This is a genomic window from Sphingomonas longa (assembly GCF_016892685.1).
In the GTDB taxonomy this organism is placed as follows: Bacteria; Pseudomonadota; Alphaproteobacteria; order Sphingomonadales; family Sphingomonadaceae; genus Sphingomonas; species Sphingomonas longa.
In genome coordinates, this window is sequence record NZ_JAFEMC010000001.1 from 123350 (window position 1) to 139556 (window position 16207).

General features: G+C 67.9%; 13 protein-coding genes. 8 read left to right on the forward strand and 5 right to left on the reverse strand.

The window, feature by feature from the left end; all coding sequences use genetic code 11:
* The first annotated feature begins 47 nt into the window (after positions 1–47).
* Both ILT43_RS00600 and ILT43_RS00605 read left to right on the forward strand, forming a co-directional pair.
* Positions 48–2423, forward strand: coding sequence for a hybrid sensor histidine kinase/response regulator (locus ILT43_RS00600; RefSeq protein ID WP_204193204.1), 2376 nt, complete (start codon positions 48–50; stop codon positions 2421–2423).
* Positions 2424–2489: 66 nt separating this feature from the next.
* The gene (locus ILT43_RS00605; RefSeq protein ID WP_204193205.1) at positions 2490–2840 is read left to right on the forward strand and encodes a response regulator; all 351 of its coding nucleotides are present in this window, start codon (positions 2490–2492) and stop codon (positions 2838–2840) included.
* Between the two features lie 187 nt (positions 2841–3027).
* Here ILT43_RS00605 and ILT43_RS00610 read toward each other — a convergent pair whose 3' ends face one another.
* Both ILT43_RS00610 and ILT43_RS00615 read right to left on the reverse strand, forming a co-directional pair.
* Complete coding sequence (locus tag ILT43_RS00610; RefSeq protein WP_343283948.1) at positions 3028–6054, reverse strand: TonB-dependent receptor plug domain-containing protein; 3027 nt, start codon at positions 6052–6054, stop codon at positions 3028–3030.
* A gap of 90 nt (positions 6055–6144) precedes the next feature.
* Entirely contained in the window at positions 6145–7161 is a 1017-nt protein-coding gene (locus ILT43_RS00615; protein WP_204193209.1) for a glycosylasparaginase, read from the reverse strand.
* 221 nt (positions 7162–7382) lie between these two features.
* On the opposite strand from ILT43_RS00615, the gene ilvD reads away from it, so the two are divergent.
* From ilvD to ILT43_RS00635, 4 genes are all read left to right on the forward strand, one after another.
* Complete coding sequence (gene ilvD / locus ILT43_RS00620; protein ID WP_204193211.1) at positions 7383–9101, forward strand: dihydroxy-acid dehydratase; 1719 nt, start codon at positions 7383–7385, stop codon at positions 9099–9101.
* A 112-nt stretch (positions 9102–9213) separates the two neighbouring features.
* A complete protein-coding gene (locus tag ILT43_RS00625) occupies positions 9214–9579 on the forward strand; it encodes a hypothetical protein (RefSeq protein WP_204193213.1) in 366 nt (121 codons plus the stop codon).
* Entirely contained in the window at positions 9576–10943 is a 1368-nt protein-coding gene (locus ILT43_RS00630; RefSeq protein WP_204193215.1) for an NAD(P)H-hydrate dehydratase, read from the forward strand. Before ILT43_RS00625 ends, ILT43_RS00630 begins: the two co-directional genes overlap by 4 nt.
* A complete protein-coding gene (locus ILT43_RS00635; protein ID WP_204193216.1) occupies positions 10940–12106 on the forward strand; it encodes a class I SAM-dependent RNA methyltransferase in 1167 nt (388 codons plus the stop codon). Before ILT43_RS00630 ends, ILT43_RS00635 begins: the two co-directional genes overlap by 4 nt.
* A gap of 249 nt (positions 12107–12355) precedes the next feature.
* On the opposite strand, the gene truA is transcribed toward ILT43_RS00635, so the two are convergent.
* A complete protein-coding gene (truA, locus tag ILT43_RS00640; protein WP_204193218.1) occupies positions 12356–13111 on the reverse strand; it encodes a tRNA pseudouridine(38-40) synthase TruA in 756 nt (251 codons plus the stop codon).
* Positions 13108–14160: a methionyl-tRNA formyltransferase gene (fmt, locus tag ILT43_RS00645; RefSeq protein ID WP_204193219.1), complete on the reverse strand. Its 1053-nt coding sequence runs from the start codon at positions 14158–14160 to the stop codon at positions 13108–13110. Before fmt ends, truA begins: the two co-directional genes overlap by 4 nt.
* A 56-nt stretch (positions 14161–14216) precedes the next feature.
* On the opposite strand from fmt, the gene recR reads away from it, so the two are divergent.
* Entirely contained in the window at positions 14217–14813 is a 597-nt protein-coding gene (gene recR / locus ILT43_RS00650; RefSeq protein WP_204193221.1) for a recombination mediator RecR, read from the forward strand.
* On the opposite strand, the gene ILT43_RS00655 is transcribed toward recR, so the two are convergent.
* Positions 14788–15549, reverse strand: a complete 762-nt coding sequence (locus tag ILT43_RS00655; protein ID WP_204193223.1) for a PEPxxWA-CTERM sorting domain-containing protein — start codon at positions 15547–15549, stop codon at positions 14788–14790. The genes recR and ILT43_RS00655 overlap by 26 nt on opposite strands.
* A 123-nt stretch (positions 15550–15672) precedes the next feature.
* On the opposite strand from ILT43_RS00655, the gene def reads away from it, so the two are divergent.
* Entirely contained in the window at positions 15673–16197 is a 525-nt protein-coding gene (def, locus tag ILT43_RS00660) for a peptide deformylase (RefSeq protein WP_211534337.1), read from the forward strand.
* Positions 16198–16207: the final 10 nt, after the last annotated feature.

The window sequence follows — 16207 nt, forward strand, 5'->3', positions numbered from 1 at the left end:
GGGGATATGCTTGACGAGCCCTCTACTTCCGCCCGAAGGCTGGCGCGATGACATCCCTCGGCCTGTCCCCCGTCCGTCTCGCTGCGCTGATCGCTGTCGCTGCCGGCATCGCGGCGGCGGTGCTGGTGCTGCTGCTGACCGGAAGCTGGATCGCAGCGGCGGGCTTTCTCGGCGGTGCGGTAGTGCTGATCGGGATCGCCGCGGTGTGGCGACTGCTTGCTCCGCCCCGCGCGCCGGAGGGCAGGGCGGTCGACTGGAACATCACGCGCGCCGTTGCCGCCGCTAGCACGGATGCCGTCGCGGTCACCGATCGCGCCGGACGGCTGGTGTGCGCCAACGATGCCTATGAACATCTGTTCGGCGACTTTCCCACGCCGCCCGCGCTGCCGATCGGGGAGAGTGGGGTCGACGCGCTCAGCCACGCGGGGCGGCTCGCGTGGCGGGACGGGACCGCTACGATCGATCGGCTGGTGGTCGAGGGCAGCGTGATGATCGCCAGCGTCACCCGCGCCGGCGAAGAAGCGGACATGCTCGTCTGGCGCTTCGCCGCCGCGCCGGAGCAGGATGTCACCACCACCGCCGAGCAATTGATCGCGGGCGAGTCCGGTGAGCGACTGGGGCAGGTCGGGATCATGGCCGCGCTGCTACATAGCGATGGCCGGGTCCGTGCCGCCAATCGCGCGCTGACGCTCCGCGCGACAGGTGGCGAGGCGACGATCCGCCACCGCGACTTCGCGCACTTCCTGATCACCGACAGCCGCGGACTGCTGCGGTTCGAGCGCGAGGGGCTGGAGGGCACGCCGCTGCGCCTGTTGCAGGTGCCGTTCCTGGAGGGCGACGATTCCCCGATCCTGATCGTCCTGCTCGACGACCGCGAGGATGCGCCCGCGATCGGCGCGTCGGCGTCGGCGCATGTCCGCAGCCTGGTTTCGCTGATGCCGTTCGGCATGGCGCTGGTCGATCGCGACGGGCGCTTCCTGCAGATGAACGATTCGTTCGTCCGCGCCGCCTCCGTCGATCCGCATGCGCCGCCGCTCTATCCCGGTGATCTCGTGGTGCGGGAGGACAAGGCGGCGGTGGCTGACGCGATCCGCCGGTTCGCGGGCGGGGCGACGCACTCGGCCGACATGGCGGTGCGGCTGAAGGATCATCCCGACGAGCCGGTCGCGTTGACGATCGCCGGCGCACGGGGGCTGGGCGATGCCGCGGTGCTGCTGAGCCTGAAGGACAATAGCGAGGAGAGCCGCCTGAAGCGCGAGGTGGCGCAGGCGACTAAGATGCAGGCGGTCGGCCAGCTCGCCGGCGGCGTCGCACATGATTTCAACAACATCCTGACGGCGATCCTCGGCCATTGCGACCTGATGCTGATGCGCCACTCGCCCGGCGACAGCGATTATGACGACATCCAGCAGATCCGCACCAACTCCAACCGCGCCGCCGGCCTGACCCGCCAGTTGCTCGCGTTCAGCCGCCAGCAGACGCTGCGCCCACAGGTGTTGCAGCTGCCGGACGTCGTGTCCGAGGTGTCGAACCTGCTCAAGCGGCTGATGGGCGAGACGGTGAAGCTCGACGTCACGCATGGCCGCAACCTGGGGCCCGTCCGCGCCGATCCGGGGCAGTTGGAGCAGGTCGTCGTCAACCTCGCGGTCAATGCGCGCGACGCGATCATGACCGCGCACCCGCGCGGCGGCGGCACGCTGACGATCCAGACCCGCTCCGTGACCGCGGCCGAGGTTCGCGCGATGGGGTCCGACATCCTGCCCGCCGCTGACTATACGACGCTATCGGTCACCGATACCGGCACCGGCATCCCCGCCGACATCCTGCCGAAGATCTTCGAGCCGTTCTTCACGACGAAGGAACTCGGCAAGGGCACGGGGCTGGGCCTCTCGACGGTGTATGGCATCGTCAAGCAGTCGGGCGGCTGGATCTTCGCGGACTCGCGGCCGGGGCAGGGTGCCACCTTCACCATGTACCTCCCCGTCCACACCGCACCGGAGGCACCCGTTCTCCCGACCAAGCCAGCGATCCGCGAGATGCCGAAGAGCGAGGCGTGGGCGCAGGGCACCGTGCTGCTGGTCGAGGACGAGGACATGGTCCGCGCGGTCGCCGAGCGCGCGCTCGCGCGGCAGGGCTATACCGTGGTCACCGCCGATAATGGTGAGGCGGCGCTGGAGGTGCTGGATCGGATTGATCGTCCCGATCTGCTGATTTCCGACGTGGTGATGCCGACGATGGACGGCCCGACGATGGTCCGCCACGCCCGCGAACGCTATCCCGACCTGCCTGTGCTGTTCATGTCCGGCTATGCGGAGGAGCAGCTGCGCAAATCGATCGATCTCGATAACGTCGCATTCCTACCTAAGCCCTTCTCCGTGCAGCAATTATGGGAAGCCGCTCGGGATGCGCTCGGCAATCGGTGACGTGCGTTACCGGGGCGGCGCGCAACCGTTGCGTCACCGTCCCAATCAAGGCTAAGGCATCAGGCGATGACTGCCCCGAAGCACATCCTCATCGTTGAGGACGAACCCCTGATCGCCATGATGCTCGAGGATTTCCTCGAGGTGCTCGACCAGAGCGTCGCCGGCAGCGTCGACAGCGTGGCGACCGCACTGGGCCGGATTGACGGTGGCGGCATCGACGCCGCGATCCTCGACGTCAACCTGCGCGGCGGTGAGAAGATCACTCCCGTCGCCGAAGCGCTCGACGCGGCCGGAATCCCCTTCGTGTTCGCGACCGGCGGCAGCGACGACAGCGTCGACCAGCGCTTCCGCGACCGCCCGGTCCTGCAAAAGCCGTTCACGATGGACGGCGTCGCGAAAGCCCTCGCCGCATTGTAATCCGTTGCGATCGCCCGCGTTGGCGGCGATCCTCGCTCATCACAAATACCGCGCACGTAAAAAAGGCCCCCACCACAAGGGTGGAGGCCGCAAGTTGAGCCGTCGCTCGGGGGAACGACGGCTGTCCTTGAAAAAGTAGGTTGGGGTGAGCGGCCCGGCGTCTAGACGCTGGGCCGCGCGACGATCCTCAGAGCCGGAGCGAAATGCCCGCCACGATCTGGCGACCCAGCAGGTCGTATCCCTGGATTGTATTCGTCCGCAGCAGACCGATCCGCTCGCGGCTGTTCGGCACCAACGGCGGATCACGATCAAGGATGTTATTGGCCGTCAGGCGGAACGTCATGCGCTTTGCGATGTCAAAGCTCAGCGACAGATCGAACCAGTTGAACGCACCGATACCCGGATAATCCGTCCACTTGGTATCCGCCGGTTGCGCGGGAACACCACGATCGGCCGGTGCGAACGTCCCCAATGGCATGCCCGCGCGGTGACGCCAGTTCAGTGACACGTTGGTGACGCGATCCGCTGACGTCCAGGTCGTCCGGAACTGATGCGCCCATCGCGGCATGCTTTCGCCGCACCCGTAACCGAAATATCCTACGCAGTTCCGGGGAATGGCGACGGGGGATGCCTGTCCTCCGACCAAGGTCATCAACGTGCCGTTGAAGTTCAGATTGACCCTACCGTATGCGCCAAGGCCAAGATCATACTGCCCCTGAAAGTCGATGCCGTGTGAATTCGTCCGATAGGCGTTCCGCACCCCGCGCGCGACATAGCCGCTCGTCGGATTGCGTCCGAAGGCACTGAACAGAGTAAACGTTCCAGGGTTACGCACCACGCCCTGGCAGAAATACTCCAGCCCACTCGTCAGACACTCGTTCAGATAATCCTGAGGCTGAACGAAGGCGAGTTCGTCGCGGACATCGATCTTCCACCTGTCGATCGACATTGTAAGACCCGGCAGGAAGCGCGGGCGGAGGACGACGCCGAAAGTAGTGGTGTACCCGGTTTCCGGGGTAACGGGGAACCCGTTCTGCCGTACGGTGCACGCATCGTCAGGGCAGATCAGCGTTGCGCTGCCATAAAGGTTGTCTGGAAGACCGGTGTTACGACACTGCGCCGCCGTGAAGATCGGCGCGAGACGAGCGCCGTTGGGATCGGCTGGATTACGTCGCGTCGAACAAGGCTCAGCATAAAAACCTTGTTCGCTGAACACATCCAGAGCGTTGGTAGCCGTGCTCGCGTCGGGCGCACGCTGCGACTTGTTGTATGAACCGCGGAATGTGACGTCGGGTATCGGCCCCCAGAGGCCCTCGAGCTTCCAGGTGTCGAAGTGGCCCCGGAGACGATTATACTTCGACAAACGATAGCCGCCGTTGACCTGGAGAATGTCGGCCCACGGCCGGTCTTCAATCAAGGGCGCCTGTACTTCGATGTTCGTCTCGAGGATGTTCTGGGTGAAGCTCACGTCCTCGCCACCTTGCGCCGCACGGAATGCGGCGTTCGCGCTGCGGCTATCCCGTTCGTCACGGTACTCCGCTCCCAGTGCGATCGCGACGCCCTGCTTGGCGAGTGGCGAGGTGATCCCATACTTGCCAAGATCTCCGCTGATCGTGCCGAGGAACTGCATAAGGCGCGGAGTACGGATTTCGGCGATTGCGTTGGAGTTGAACAGGTACGCGCCGAGAGCGGGATCGCTGTTGTAAGGGGTGAAGGCGTTGAACGGAACGCAGTCGCCGCCCACGCGGCATGTCGGGCGCCCGTTCACCGTGATCACGTCGAGCGCGTTGTTGATCCGGTCGTAGTCGACGAACGGCGTGCCGTAGTTCTCGATCTGTGACCGTGAGATCATACCCGCCAAGTCGTAGGTCCAAGTACCGTCTCCGGTGCGTCCTCGGAATCCACTGGTGATGCGATAGCTCTGGTTGAGGAAGCGCGTCTGCCTCGGAGGCAGTCCATCGAACCGATAGCGGACGTCGATCGGCGCAAACGCCCCCGCGACGCCAGCCGACCTGCCGCAGAGAACGGTCGCCTGCGCGGCGGAGAGGAACGGGTTATCGCAATTCACCTGAAACGGCGGCTCGCCATAGTTCAGGTGGCTTTCGTTGCGGTTGAGCACAGAGTTTGAAGAGGTATCGCTGTAGGCGAGCGCGCTCGCATAGAACTCGATCTGATCGCTGATCTGGGCAGTCAGGAATCCACCCGTATTCCACCGCTCGAACCGACGCTGATAGGAATTATCGTCGAAGGGATTGGCAGAGGTTCCGGGTGCCGAATTGATCGGAATGAAGGTGCTGGAACCGGTGGGATCGTTGACCAGAAGCTGCCCTGCGCGCGCCCCGGCCCTTGGGATGATCGTTCCGACACCAGTATAGCTGGCACGCAGACAGGCCGGGGCGGCGTCACGGCTAGATTTGGTGATTTCGCAGGCGGAGTGCGACCGGTTGCCGAACGGCAGCACGTCCGACTTCGCGTAGTTCAAATAGGTGCTGATGTTCACGCGGTTGTCGAACAGGTTGACACCTGCCGCGATCGTCACATTCGCACGCGCCCCGTCGTTGGTCCAACCCGGCTTGAAGTTCAACCCGGCGGCCCGCGCGGTGCGGGCGACGACACCGTCTCGGTTGTCATGGTTGAAGAAGCTGTAATTGCCGTCGATGCGGACGCCCTCGAAGTTCTTCTTGAGGATGAAGTTGACGACGCCCGACACGGCGTCCGAGCCGTAACCCGACGACGCACCGCCGGACAGAACGTCGACCCGCTCGGTGAGCATCGTCGGCACGATGCCGACGTCGATCGTGTTGGGCAGCCCGAAGCGCAGCCCGTCGATCAACATCAACGTGCGCTCATAGCCAAGACTGCGGAGCTTGATCCGCTGCCTTCCCTGCGAGTCGTCCAGATTCTGCTCGGAATTCACCTGCACCTGCGGCAGGCGATTCAGCACCTCTTCGATCGTCGTCGCCCCCTGCGCGGCGATCTCGGCTGCCGTCGTCGTGACGATCGGGGCGGCCGACTTGTTGTTGGGCCGCGTGATGCGCGTGCCGGTGACGATGATCTCGTCGGGACGGGCGGTGCGGGCGTCGTCGTCCTGATCGGCGATCAGCTTCGCGTCCGCGACCGGATCGCCCGGTACCGACGGCGCCGTCTCTGCCGTCTGTGCCCAGGCCGGCGTCGCCGCCACCGCGACGAGACAACTCGTCGCCATCAACCTCATGATCGTCTTCACGTCGTTTCCCCCCTTCGGATCGACGCCCGCATCGCGGTGCGCCGATCCAGCGACCGCCCCCTGCGGCCGCTTGATCCGTCAACTTCGCCTGAGACTGTCGGCCGGCACGATCGTCGTCGCGCCGTCGCCGTCCGTCATTGCGTAAGTAAATCCCGGTTGCAGCGCGAACGCGCCGACGCCGCCATGGCGATCGATCGCCAGGAAGCCGACCTGCGCGTCCCGCACGGCGTCGCCGCGCAGTCGCACGATATGCTCCACCGCTTCCCGACAGGCCGCCTTGGCGCCCATCCCGCCGCGCATGGACGCGACGACGCGCGCCGTGCCTGCGATCCGTGTGACCTCTTCCCCGACACCCGTCGCGGTGGCCGCGCCGACGCCGGCCTCCACGAACAGGCCGGACCCGACCTGCGGACTGTCGCCCACCCGGCCCCGCATCTTGAAAGCCATGCCCGATGTCGTGCACGCTCCGGCGAACCGGCCGTCCGGGCCGCGTCCGATGATGCCGATCGTGTCGTGATCCAGCGCCGATCCGCGCGTCCCGCCGATGCGGTTCTCGATATTCGCTTCCGGTTTGTAGCGCGCGGTCTTCAGCCACTCGCGCCACGCCTTCTTCGACTCCGGTGTCAGCAGGTTACGGGTGGGGAAGCCCTGCGCCAGCGCGAATTGCTTCGCGCCCGGTCCGACCAGGAAGGTGTGCGGCGTCTTGTCCATCACCGCACGGGCGACGGACACCGCGTGCATCACGTCCTCCAGTGCGGCGACCGCGCCGACATGGCCGCGGTCGTCCATGATGACGGCGTCGAGCGTGACATGGCCGTCGCGATCGGGATAACCACTATAGCCCACCGAATGATTCGAGGGGTCCGCCTCCGGCACGCGAGCGCCCGCTTCGATCGCGTCGAGCAGCGTGCCGCCGGCCTTCAGACGTGCGATCGCCGCCGCATTGGCGGCGGCCCCAAAATCCCATGTCGACACGATGACGGTGCCGCCCGACGGTGTATCCGCCGCTCCCGCCCGGGTGCCCCCCAGCACCGCGAGCGGGAGCGTTCCGAAGGCCGCACCCAGCAGAACGCCACGGCGGGCAAGGCCGCTCACGCCGGCATCTCCCTCGTTGCGGCGCTCGGCCAGATCATTACCCCTGTTCCCCCTGCCAAGGTCGTTGACCCGATCATTGATATACATTGGTTCTATCCTTTCAAGAGAAGAAGCCTGTTTCACATAACAAAAGTGACGGAGAGTTCATGGAGGCGGGTCGATGGCACGCACCATGAAAGAAGCTTGCGCCACGGACCCTCGGCGCGACATAGGCTGTCGCCATGACTCAGTTCGATAAGGCCCGGCTCCCCAGCCGTCATGTCTCCGTCGGTCCGGAACGCGCTCCGCACCGCTCCTATTACTACGCGATGGGAATCACCGAGGAGGAGATTGCGCGTCCGTTCGTCGCACTGGCCTCGGCCGGCAACAACTCCGCACCGTGCAACACCACGCTCGATGGGCAGGCGGATGCGGCGCAGGCGGGCGTGATCCAGGGCGGCGGCCTGCCGCGGCGCTTCAACACCATCACCGTTACCGACGGCATCGCGATGGGTCATCAGGGCATGAAGGCGTCGCTGGTCAGCCGCGAGGTGATCGCGGACTCGGTCGAACTATCGGTGCGCGGCCACTGTTACGACGCGCTGGTGGGCTTTGCTGGGTGCGACAAGTCGCTGCCGGGCATGATGATGGCGATGCTCCGCCTGAACATTCCGTCGATCTTCGTCTATGGCGGATCGATCCTGCCCGGCCGGTACAAGGAGCGCGACGTGACCGTCGTCGACGTGTTCGAGGTCGTCGGAAAATACGCCGCCGGCGCCTGCCCGATCGAGGAGGTCCACGCGCTGGAGAAGGTCGCCTGCCCCGGACACGGCGCGTGCGGGGGGCAGTTCACCGCGAACACGATGGCCTGCGTCGGCGAGGCGATCGGCCTGTCCCTGCCCAACAGCAACATGGTGCCGGCGCCCTATTCCACGCGAGAGCAGATCGCGGTGGCGGCGGGTGCGCAGGTGATGGAACTGGTTGCCCGCAACCTCCGCCCGCGCGACATCTGCACGCGCGAAGCCTTCATCAACGCCGCGCGCGTGGTGGCCGCCACCGGCGGCTCGACCAACGCCGCGCTGCATCTGCCGGCGATGGCGAGCGAGGCGGGCATCGATTTCGACCTGTTCGACGTGGCCGAGGCGTTCAAGTCCACGCCCTATATCGCCGACCTGAAGCCCGGCGGGCAGTATGTCGCAAAGGATATGTATGAGGCCGGCGGCGTCTACATGCTGATGAAGACGATGCTGGCCGGCGGACTGCTGAACGGCGACTGCATCACCGTGACCGGCAGGACGCTGGGCGAGAATATCGATCAGGTGACGTGGAATCCCGACCAGAAGGTCATCTACGACGTCAAGACGCCGCTCAGCCCGACCGGCGGGGTCGTCGGCCTGCGCGGCAGCCTCGCCCCCGATGGCGCGATCGTGAAGGTCGCCGGCATGCATCGCCTCCAGTTCGAGGGCCCTGCGCGCTGTTTCGACTGCGAGGAGGATGCCTTCGCCGCCGTCGAGGCCCGCTCGATCGTCGAGGGCGCAGTCGTCATCATCCGCTACGAAGGTCCGAAGGGTGGACCCGGCATGCGCGAGATGCTGTCGACCACCGCGGCGCTCTACGGACTGGGCATGGGCGAGAAGGTGGCGCTCATCACCGATGGCCGTTTCTCGGGCGCGACGCGTGGCTTCTGCATTGGCCATGTCGGCCCCGAAGCGGCGGAGGGTGGCCCGATCGCCCTGGTCGAGGACGGCGACACGATCCGTATCGACGCGGAGGACGGGACGATCGACCTGCTGGTCGAGGATGCCATACTCGCGGAACGCCGCGCCCGCTGGCAGCCGCGCACCAACGACTATCAATCGGGCGTGCTGTGGCGCTACGCCCGCAACGTCGGCCCGGCGTACAAGGGCGCGCTGACTCATCCGGGCGCGCAGGCGGAGACGCATGTCTATGCCGACATCTGAGATGTTTGGCCCCGAACGCGGGCATCCAGTGAGGCAGGCAGGGCTGCGGGCGGACGACCAATCGCAGTACTCCCGTCTGCGCGGAAGCATTGGGCCGGGGGTCGCCGCCCTTATGCTCGTTGCGTGCAGCCAAGGCAGCACCACCGACACGGAGGTACTGGCCAATGCGGAGGCGCAGCAGGGTGTCGCCGCGGCGGAGGATGGCCGCATCCTTTGCGCGCGCGGCAACGCTCCGCTCGCGCGCAGTTGCACCGTCGAACAGACGCAGGGCGAAGCGGGGAGGGACGGCACCGTCCTGACGCTGCGCCACCCGGACGGCGCGTTCCGGCGCTTCACCGTCACCACCGACGGCCGCGGCGTCATTCCTGCCGACGGCGCGGAGGATGCGAAGGTATCGATCGTCGAGCCCGGCGTGATCGAGGTGGACGTCGCCGGTGATCGCTACCGCTTGCCGGCCACGGTGAAGGCGAACCCGTGATCCCGCTCGCCGGGCGCCCGATCCTCACCGCCGTGCAGATGTGGGTGGCGGAAGCGGCGCATGGCGACCTCGCGGGATTGATGGAGCAGGCAGGGCAGGGGATAGCGACCGCCGTCCGCCGCCTCGCAACGGGGGCGGAGGTGCTCATCCTCTGCGGCCCCGGCAACAATGGCGGCGATGGCTATGTCGCGGCGCGTCGGCTTGCGGAGTCGGGGCACCCGGTGCGCGTGGCCGCGTCCGCTCCACCCGCCACCGATCTCGCGCGCGCCGCTGCCGACCGCTGGATCGGCGCGGTCGAGCGGCTGGCGGATGCCGCGCCCGCACCGATCCTCGTCGACTCGCTGTTCGGCACCGGCCTGTCGCGCCCGCTCGCCGACGATGTCGCGCACCATCTTCACCGGCTGGCCGCATCCGCGCGCCTGTTGATCGCGGTCGACCTGCCCAGCGGCGTCGCCACCGACGACGGCAGCGTCCTGACCGAACCGCCCGCCGCCGACCTGACGCTGGCGCTCGGCCACGCCAAGCCCGCACACCTCCTCCAGCCCGCCGCCCGCTACAGCCGTAACGCTCGCATCATCGACATCCTGGCTCCCTCCGGGAAAGTGAAGGGTGAGGGCAGCACAACCTTCGTCCTGTCGACCCCCGATCTCCCAGAACCCGGGCCCGACTCGCACAAGTTCACCCGCGGCATGGTCGCGGTCGTCGCGGGTGCGATGCCGGGCGCGAGCGATCTCGCCAGTCTTGCCGCGATGCATGCCGGCGCGGGCTACGTCCTGCATCTCGGCGACGCCGACGGCATCCCGCACGCGCTGGTCCGCAAGACCTACAGCGACGCCGCACTCGACGATCCCCGCATCGGCGCGGTCGTGATCGGCCCCGGCCTCGGCCGCGACGATACCGCCCGCGCGCGCCTCGCCGCCGCGCTCGCCAGCCGCCGTCCGCTGGTGATCGACGGCGACGCGCTGCATCTGTTCGACCCCGACGCATCGCGCCATGCGCCGGCGATCCTCACACCCCATGCCGGCGAGTTCAAGGCGCTGTTCGGCCACACCCATTCGAGCAAGATCGACCGTGCCCGCGCCGCCTCCGCCCGCGCCGACGCCATCGTGATCTACAAAGGCCCCGACACCGTCATCGCCGTACCCGACGGCCGCGCGGTGGTTGCCGGCGACGCCAGCGACTGGCTCTCCACCGCCGGCACCGGCGACGTGCTGGCCGGCGCGACCGGGGCGATGCTGGCGAGCGGCCTCGATCCGTTCGCCGCCGCCTGCGCCGCGGTATGGCTGCACGGCGAGGCCGCACGCCTTTGCGGACGGTCCTTCATTGCCGACGACCTCGCCGCCGCGCTATCGCGCGTCCGATGAGCACCATCCTCCGCGTCGCCGCGCCCGGCGACGGCGTCGCCGACGACGGCCGCCACGCCCCCTTCGCCGCCCCCGGCGACACGCTGACCGACAGTTTCGAGGTCATTCCCGGCCCGCACCATCAGGTGCCGCCATGCCGCCATTTCCCGCAATGCGGCGGCTGTCAGCTCCAGCATCTCGACGAGGAGAGCTATGCCGGCTTCGTCACCGACCGTATCGCATCGGCGCTGGACGGGCAGGGGCTGAGCGCCCCCATCCGCCCGGCAATCGTCTCGCCGCCCAATACCCGCCGCCGCGCGACTCTGCACGCGGAACGCGGGGTGCTCGGCTTCACCGCAGAGGGCAGTCACCGCGTCGTCGACATGCGCGAATGCCACATCCTCGCGCCCGAACTGTTCGCGCTCGTCGCGCCGTTGCGCGCGCTGTTCCAGAAGCTGGGCCTCAAGCGTCGCGCCGACGTCCACCTGACGCTCTCCGATCAGGGGCCCGACGTTCTCGTCAGCGGCTTCGCGCCGGAGGGACTGGCCGCCGCCGAGGCGCTGACCAGCTTCTGCGACCGGCACAAGGTCGCGCGCTTCTGCGTCGACGACGGCCAAGGCCCCGAAGCGCGCTGGGAGCCGCAACCGGTGACGATCACGCTCGGCGGCATCCCCGTCGCGCTGCCCCCCGGATCGTTCCTGCAAGCCACGCGCGAGGGGGAGGACGCGCTGGTCGCCGCCGTCCGCGAAGCGACGGCCGGAGCGCGCACCGTCGCCGACCTGTTCGCCGGGCTCGGCACCTTCGCGCTCGCGTTGCCGTCCAAGGTCTATGCGGCGGAGGGCGCGCGCGACGCGCTGATGGGGCTGAAGGCCGCTGCGCACGCCCGTCAGCTGCCGGTGTTCACCGAGCATCGCGACCTCTATCGCCGGCCCCTGACGGTGGCGGAACTCGATCGCTTCGATGCGATCGTCATCGACCCGCCCCGCGCGGGCGCGCGCGAACAGGCCGCCGCGCTCGCCGCCTGCAAGACGCCGCGTCTCGCCTATGTCTCCTGTAACCCCGCGACGTTCGCCCGCGATGCGAAGTCGATGGTCGAGGAGGGCTGGCGCATCGACTGGGTCCAGCCGGTCGGCCAGTTCCGCTGGTCCACCCACGTCGAACTCGCAGCCTGCCTGAGTCGCTAATTCGAAAACCAACCGATCCTGTCGGGAAGATTGTTCACGCAAGACGCAAAGACGGGGAAGCCTTCTGGATATTCAGGCCGAAAGAATCCTCAAAACGTTGGCGGACCGTTCCTCTTCCTGTCCGCGCGTCCGCGCGAAACTCGCAGCGTGGTCACATCGGCTTGATCCGTTCGTGCTGAGCCTGTCGAAGCACAGATCATGCGCGAGCCCCTCGACAAGGTTGGTGCGCGCCGATCGGATGGGCCAACGTCACGTCGTTACGCTGTCGGGATACACCGCCCCGACAAAGAACAACCCGTCCGGCGGCGCATTCAGGCCCAGCCGCGACCGATCCCGCGCCGCCAGCGCAGCCCCGACATCGTCCACCGCCCATCGTCCCATGCCGACCAGCGCCAGACACCCGACCATCGACCGCACCTGATGATGCAGAAACGACCGCGCCGCCGCCTTCACCGCGAGCCGCTCGCCGACCCGCTCAACCGCGAGCACGTCCAGCGTCCGCACCGGGCTGTCCGCCTGACAATGCGCCGACCGGAAGGTGGTGAAGTCATGCCGCCCCACCAGCATCGCCGCCGCGCGCGCCATTGCCTCCTCGTCCAGCGGCTGCGGGACCTGCCATGCCAGCCCGGCCTCCCATGTCAGCGGCGCCCGCCGGTTGACGATCCGGTACTCATACGCCCGCCCGATGCAGGAGAAGCGCGCATGCCAGTCGGCCGCGACCTCCTCGCACGCCAGCACCGCCACCGGATGCGGCCGCAGCCGCGCATTCAGCGCCTCCATCAGGCGGAACGCCGCGAAGGGCTTCGCGACATCGCAATGCGCCCGCATCGCCAGCCCATGCACGCCGGCATCGGTCCGGCCCGCGGCGTGCACCGCCACCTCTTCGCCAGTTACCGCGAACGCCGCCGCCTCCAGCGCACCCTGAACCGACGGTCCGTGCGACTGCCGCTGCCAGCCCATGAAGGGCCGGCCGTCAAACTCCACCGTCAGCGCGAACCGCTTCAAAGCTGGGTCCCGACGGGGATCGGAAAGCCCCGCAACAGATCGTCGGCAGAGGTCACCCCGCGCCCGGCCCGCTGCACCAGCGTCGGCCGGATCGCGCCCGACCCGCACGCGATCGTCAGCGCGTCGTCCAGGGCGGTGCCGGGGGCTATGCCGACCCCGTCATCCCCGCTCTCCCCGTCACAGCCGCCGTCACCCCAGCGAACGCTGGGGTCTCGCGCGGCAGGCGTCTCGCTCTCCCCGGAAAGACCCCAGTTTTCGCCGGGGAGACTGGCGGAGTGACCCGGATCGACAAGCGCGGGGCTTGCACCCACCACCGCCGCCAGCACCTTGACCCGCTCTCCCCCGATCTCGAACCAGGCCCCCGGTGCCGGGTTCATCGCCCGCACCAGCCGTTCGACCTCCACAGCACTTCGCGAGAAGTCGATCCGCGCCTCGGCCTTGTCGATCTTCGCCGCATAGGTGACGCCGTCCTCCGGCTGCGGCACGGGCGGGTGCCCGGCAAGGTCACCCAGCACTGCGACCATCAACCGCGCGCCGAGCGTCGCTAGTTCGACGGTCAATTCGCCGGCCGTCTTGGCGTCGATCGGGGTCTGCCCCTCCAGCCGTACGGGACCGGTATCCAGCCCGGCTTCCATCTGCATGATCCCGACGCCCGTCTCGGCATCGCCCGCCAGGATCGCCCGCTGCACCGGCGCCGCCCCGCGCCACCGCGGCAACAGCGATCCGTGCACGTTCAGGCAGCCATGCACCGGCGCATCCAGTACCGCGCGCGGCAGGATCAGCCCGTACGCCGCGACGACCGCGACATCGGCGTTCCAGCCCGCGAACTCCGCCTGCGCCTCCGCGGTCCGGAGCGACACCGGCGTCCGCACCGCGATGCCGAGCACCTCGGCGCGTCGCTGCACCGGCGAGGCGACCAATTCGCGTCCGCGTCGTCCGCCCGGTCGCGGCGGTTGGCTGTATATTGCCACCACGTCGTGTCCGGCCGCGACCAGCGCGTCGAGCGTCGGCACCGCAAACTCCGGCGTTCCCATGAAAACGATCCGCATGGGCACGCTCTCGACACGCTGGCGGAGGCGGACGCAACCCCCTATCTGTTCCCGACATGGCCTCTCCCGAGATCGAAGCATTGACCCAGGCGCTCGCCCGCCTGCCCGGGCTCGGCCCCCGATCCGCCCGTCGCGCGGTGCTGCATCTGCTCAAGAAGCGGGAGGCGGCGCTCGGTCCGTTGCTGACCGCGCTGGCTGCGGTCGAGGAGCGGCTGGCGACCTGCTCCACCTGCGGCAACGTCGACACCACCGATCCCTGCTCGATCTGCGCCGACCAGCGCCGCGACGCGCGCGCGTTGTGCGTGGTGGAGGAGGTGGCCGACCTCTGGGCGCTCGACCGCTCGCGCCTGTTCCCCGGCCGCTTCCACGTGCTCGGCGGCCGGCTGTCCGCGCTCGAAGGTGTTCGCCCCGAGGACCTGTCGATCGACGCGCTCGTCCGCCGCATCGAACAGGGCGGCATCGACGAGGTCGTGCTGGCGATGAACGCCACGCTGGAGGGGCAGACGACCGCCCACTATCTTGCCGAGCGGATCGAGCGCTTCCCGGTGCGCGTCACCCAGCTCGCCCACGGCCTGCCGGTCGGCGGCGAACTCGACTATCTCGACGAAGGCACGCTGGCGCAGGCGCTCAGAGCGCGGCGCCCCGTATCCTGACCGACGCGCGTCGACGGATCGCGCCGCCGACCATCCCGAACCCGGCGATCATCAGCGCCCAGCTCGCCGGCTCGGGAACCGTTGCGGCGTCGGTGATGGCGATCGAATAGCGGCTGTTGAGCGTCTTGCCCGTCGATGCGCCCAAAGCGTCGTCGGGATCGTTGCCGACCACATTCGTCGTCAGGTCGCCGACGAACATGCTGTAGCGACCCGCACCCAGCGTCACCGTCGAGGCGAACGGGCCAGCGATCCGGCCGCTGTCGAACAGCGCAGCGCCACCGCTGCCCGTAATGCCGATCCTCTGCCCCAGCGGCACCGCGTCTTCGCCGCTGGTCGCGACCGTTCCGGTCAGCGCGATGTCGGACCGCGTCGTCAGCACGAAATCGTAGAACAGCACGCCGACCGCTACCGCGACGGCGGTGCCCGGTCCGGTATAGCCCGTCGCCTGATCGAAGGCGATCGTCGCCGACGCGGACGACGTGAACTCCGCGATGATGCTGGACGCAGCACGGGCGGTCGAGGATGTTCCGATCCGGCTGGCCGCGTCGACGATCGACAGCGTTCCGGGGGCGGTGATCCCGTCATTGATCGACGACACGTCGGGACCGCCACCATCGACCCGCACGACGATGTTGGTGGCCCCCGTGGCGCGTTCGAAGATCACCGCCGCCGTGGCCGTACCCGGGACCACGACCGACGCTGCGCTCATGGCCGCAAGCTGGAATAGCGTGTTCATTGATGAAACCCCTTTGCACGGCCGCCTACAAATGATCGTGTACCGGGTAAAGCAGGATGATCGCGTCCGGTCCCGGAACGGGGCATGCTTGACGGTTCGGCGGTTCGTCGGCATCCGGCGCGCATGACCGTCCTCACCATTCTCGAAGTTCCCGATCCCGGCCTCCGCGCCGTCGCCGCACCGGTGGAGACCGTCGACGACACCGTCCGCACCCTCGTCGCCGACATGACCGAGACGATGTACGCCGCGCACGGCATCGGCCTCGCTGCGACGCAGGTCGGCGTCGAGCGCCGCGTCGTCGTCATCGATCTTCAGTCGGAGGAGGACGAGGAGGGCAAGCCGGTCCGCGACCCGCATGCCTATATCAACCCCGAACTCCTGTCGGTCAGCGAGGATGTCGCCCGCTACAACGAGGGCTGCCTGTCGATCCCGGAGCAATATGCCGAGGTCGAGCGCCCCGCGCGCTGCCGGGTCCGCTGGCTCGATCTCGACGGCCAGACGCACGAAGAGGAACTGGACGGACTGCTCTCGACCTGCATGCAGCATGAGATCGACCATCTCGACGGCATCCTCTTCATCGACCACATTTCCCGCCTGAAGCGCGACATGCTCATGAAAAAGCTGACGAAGATGCGCCGCAACGCCTGACGCGGTTTTG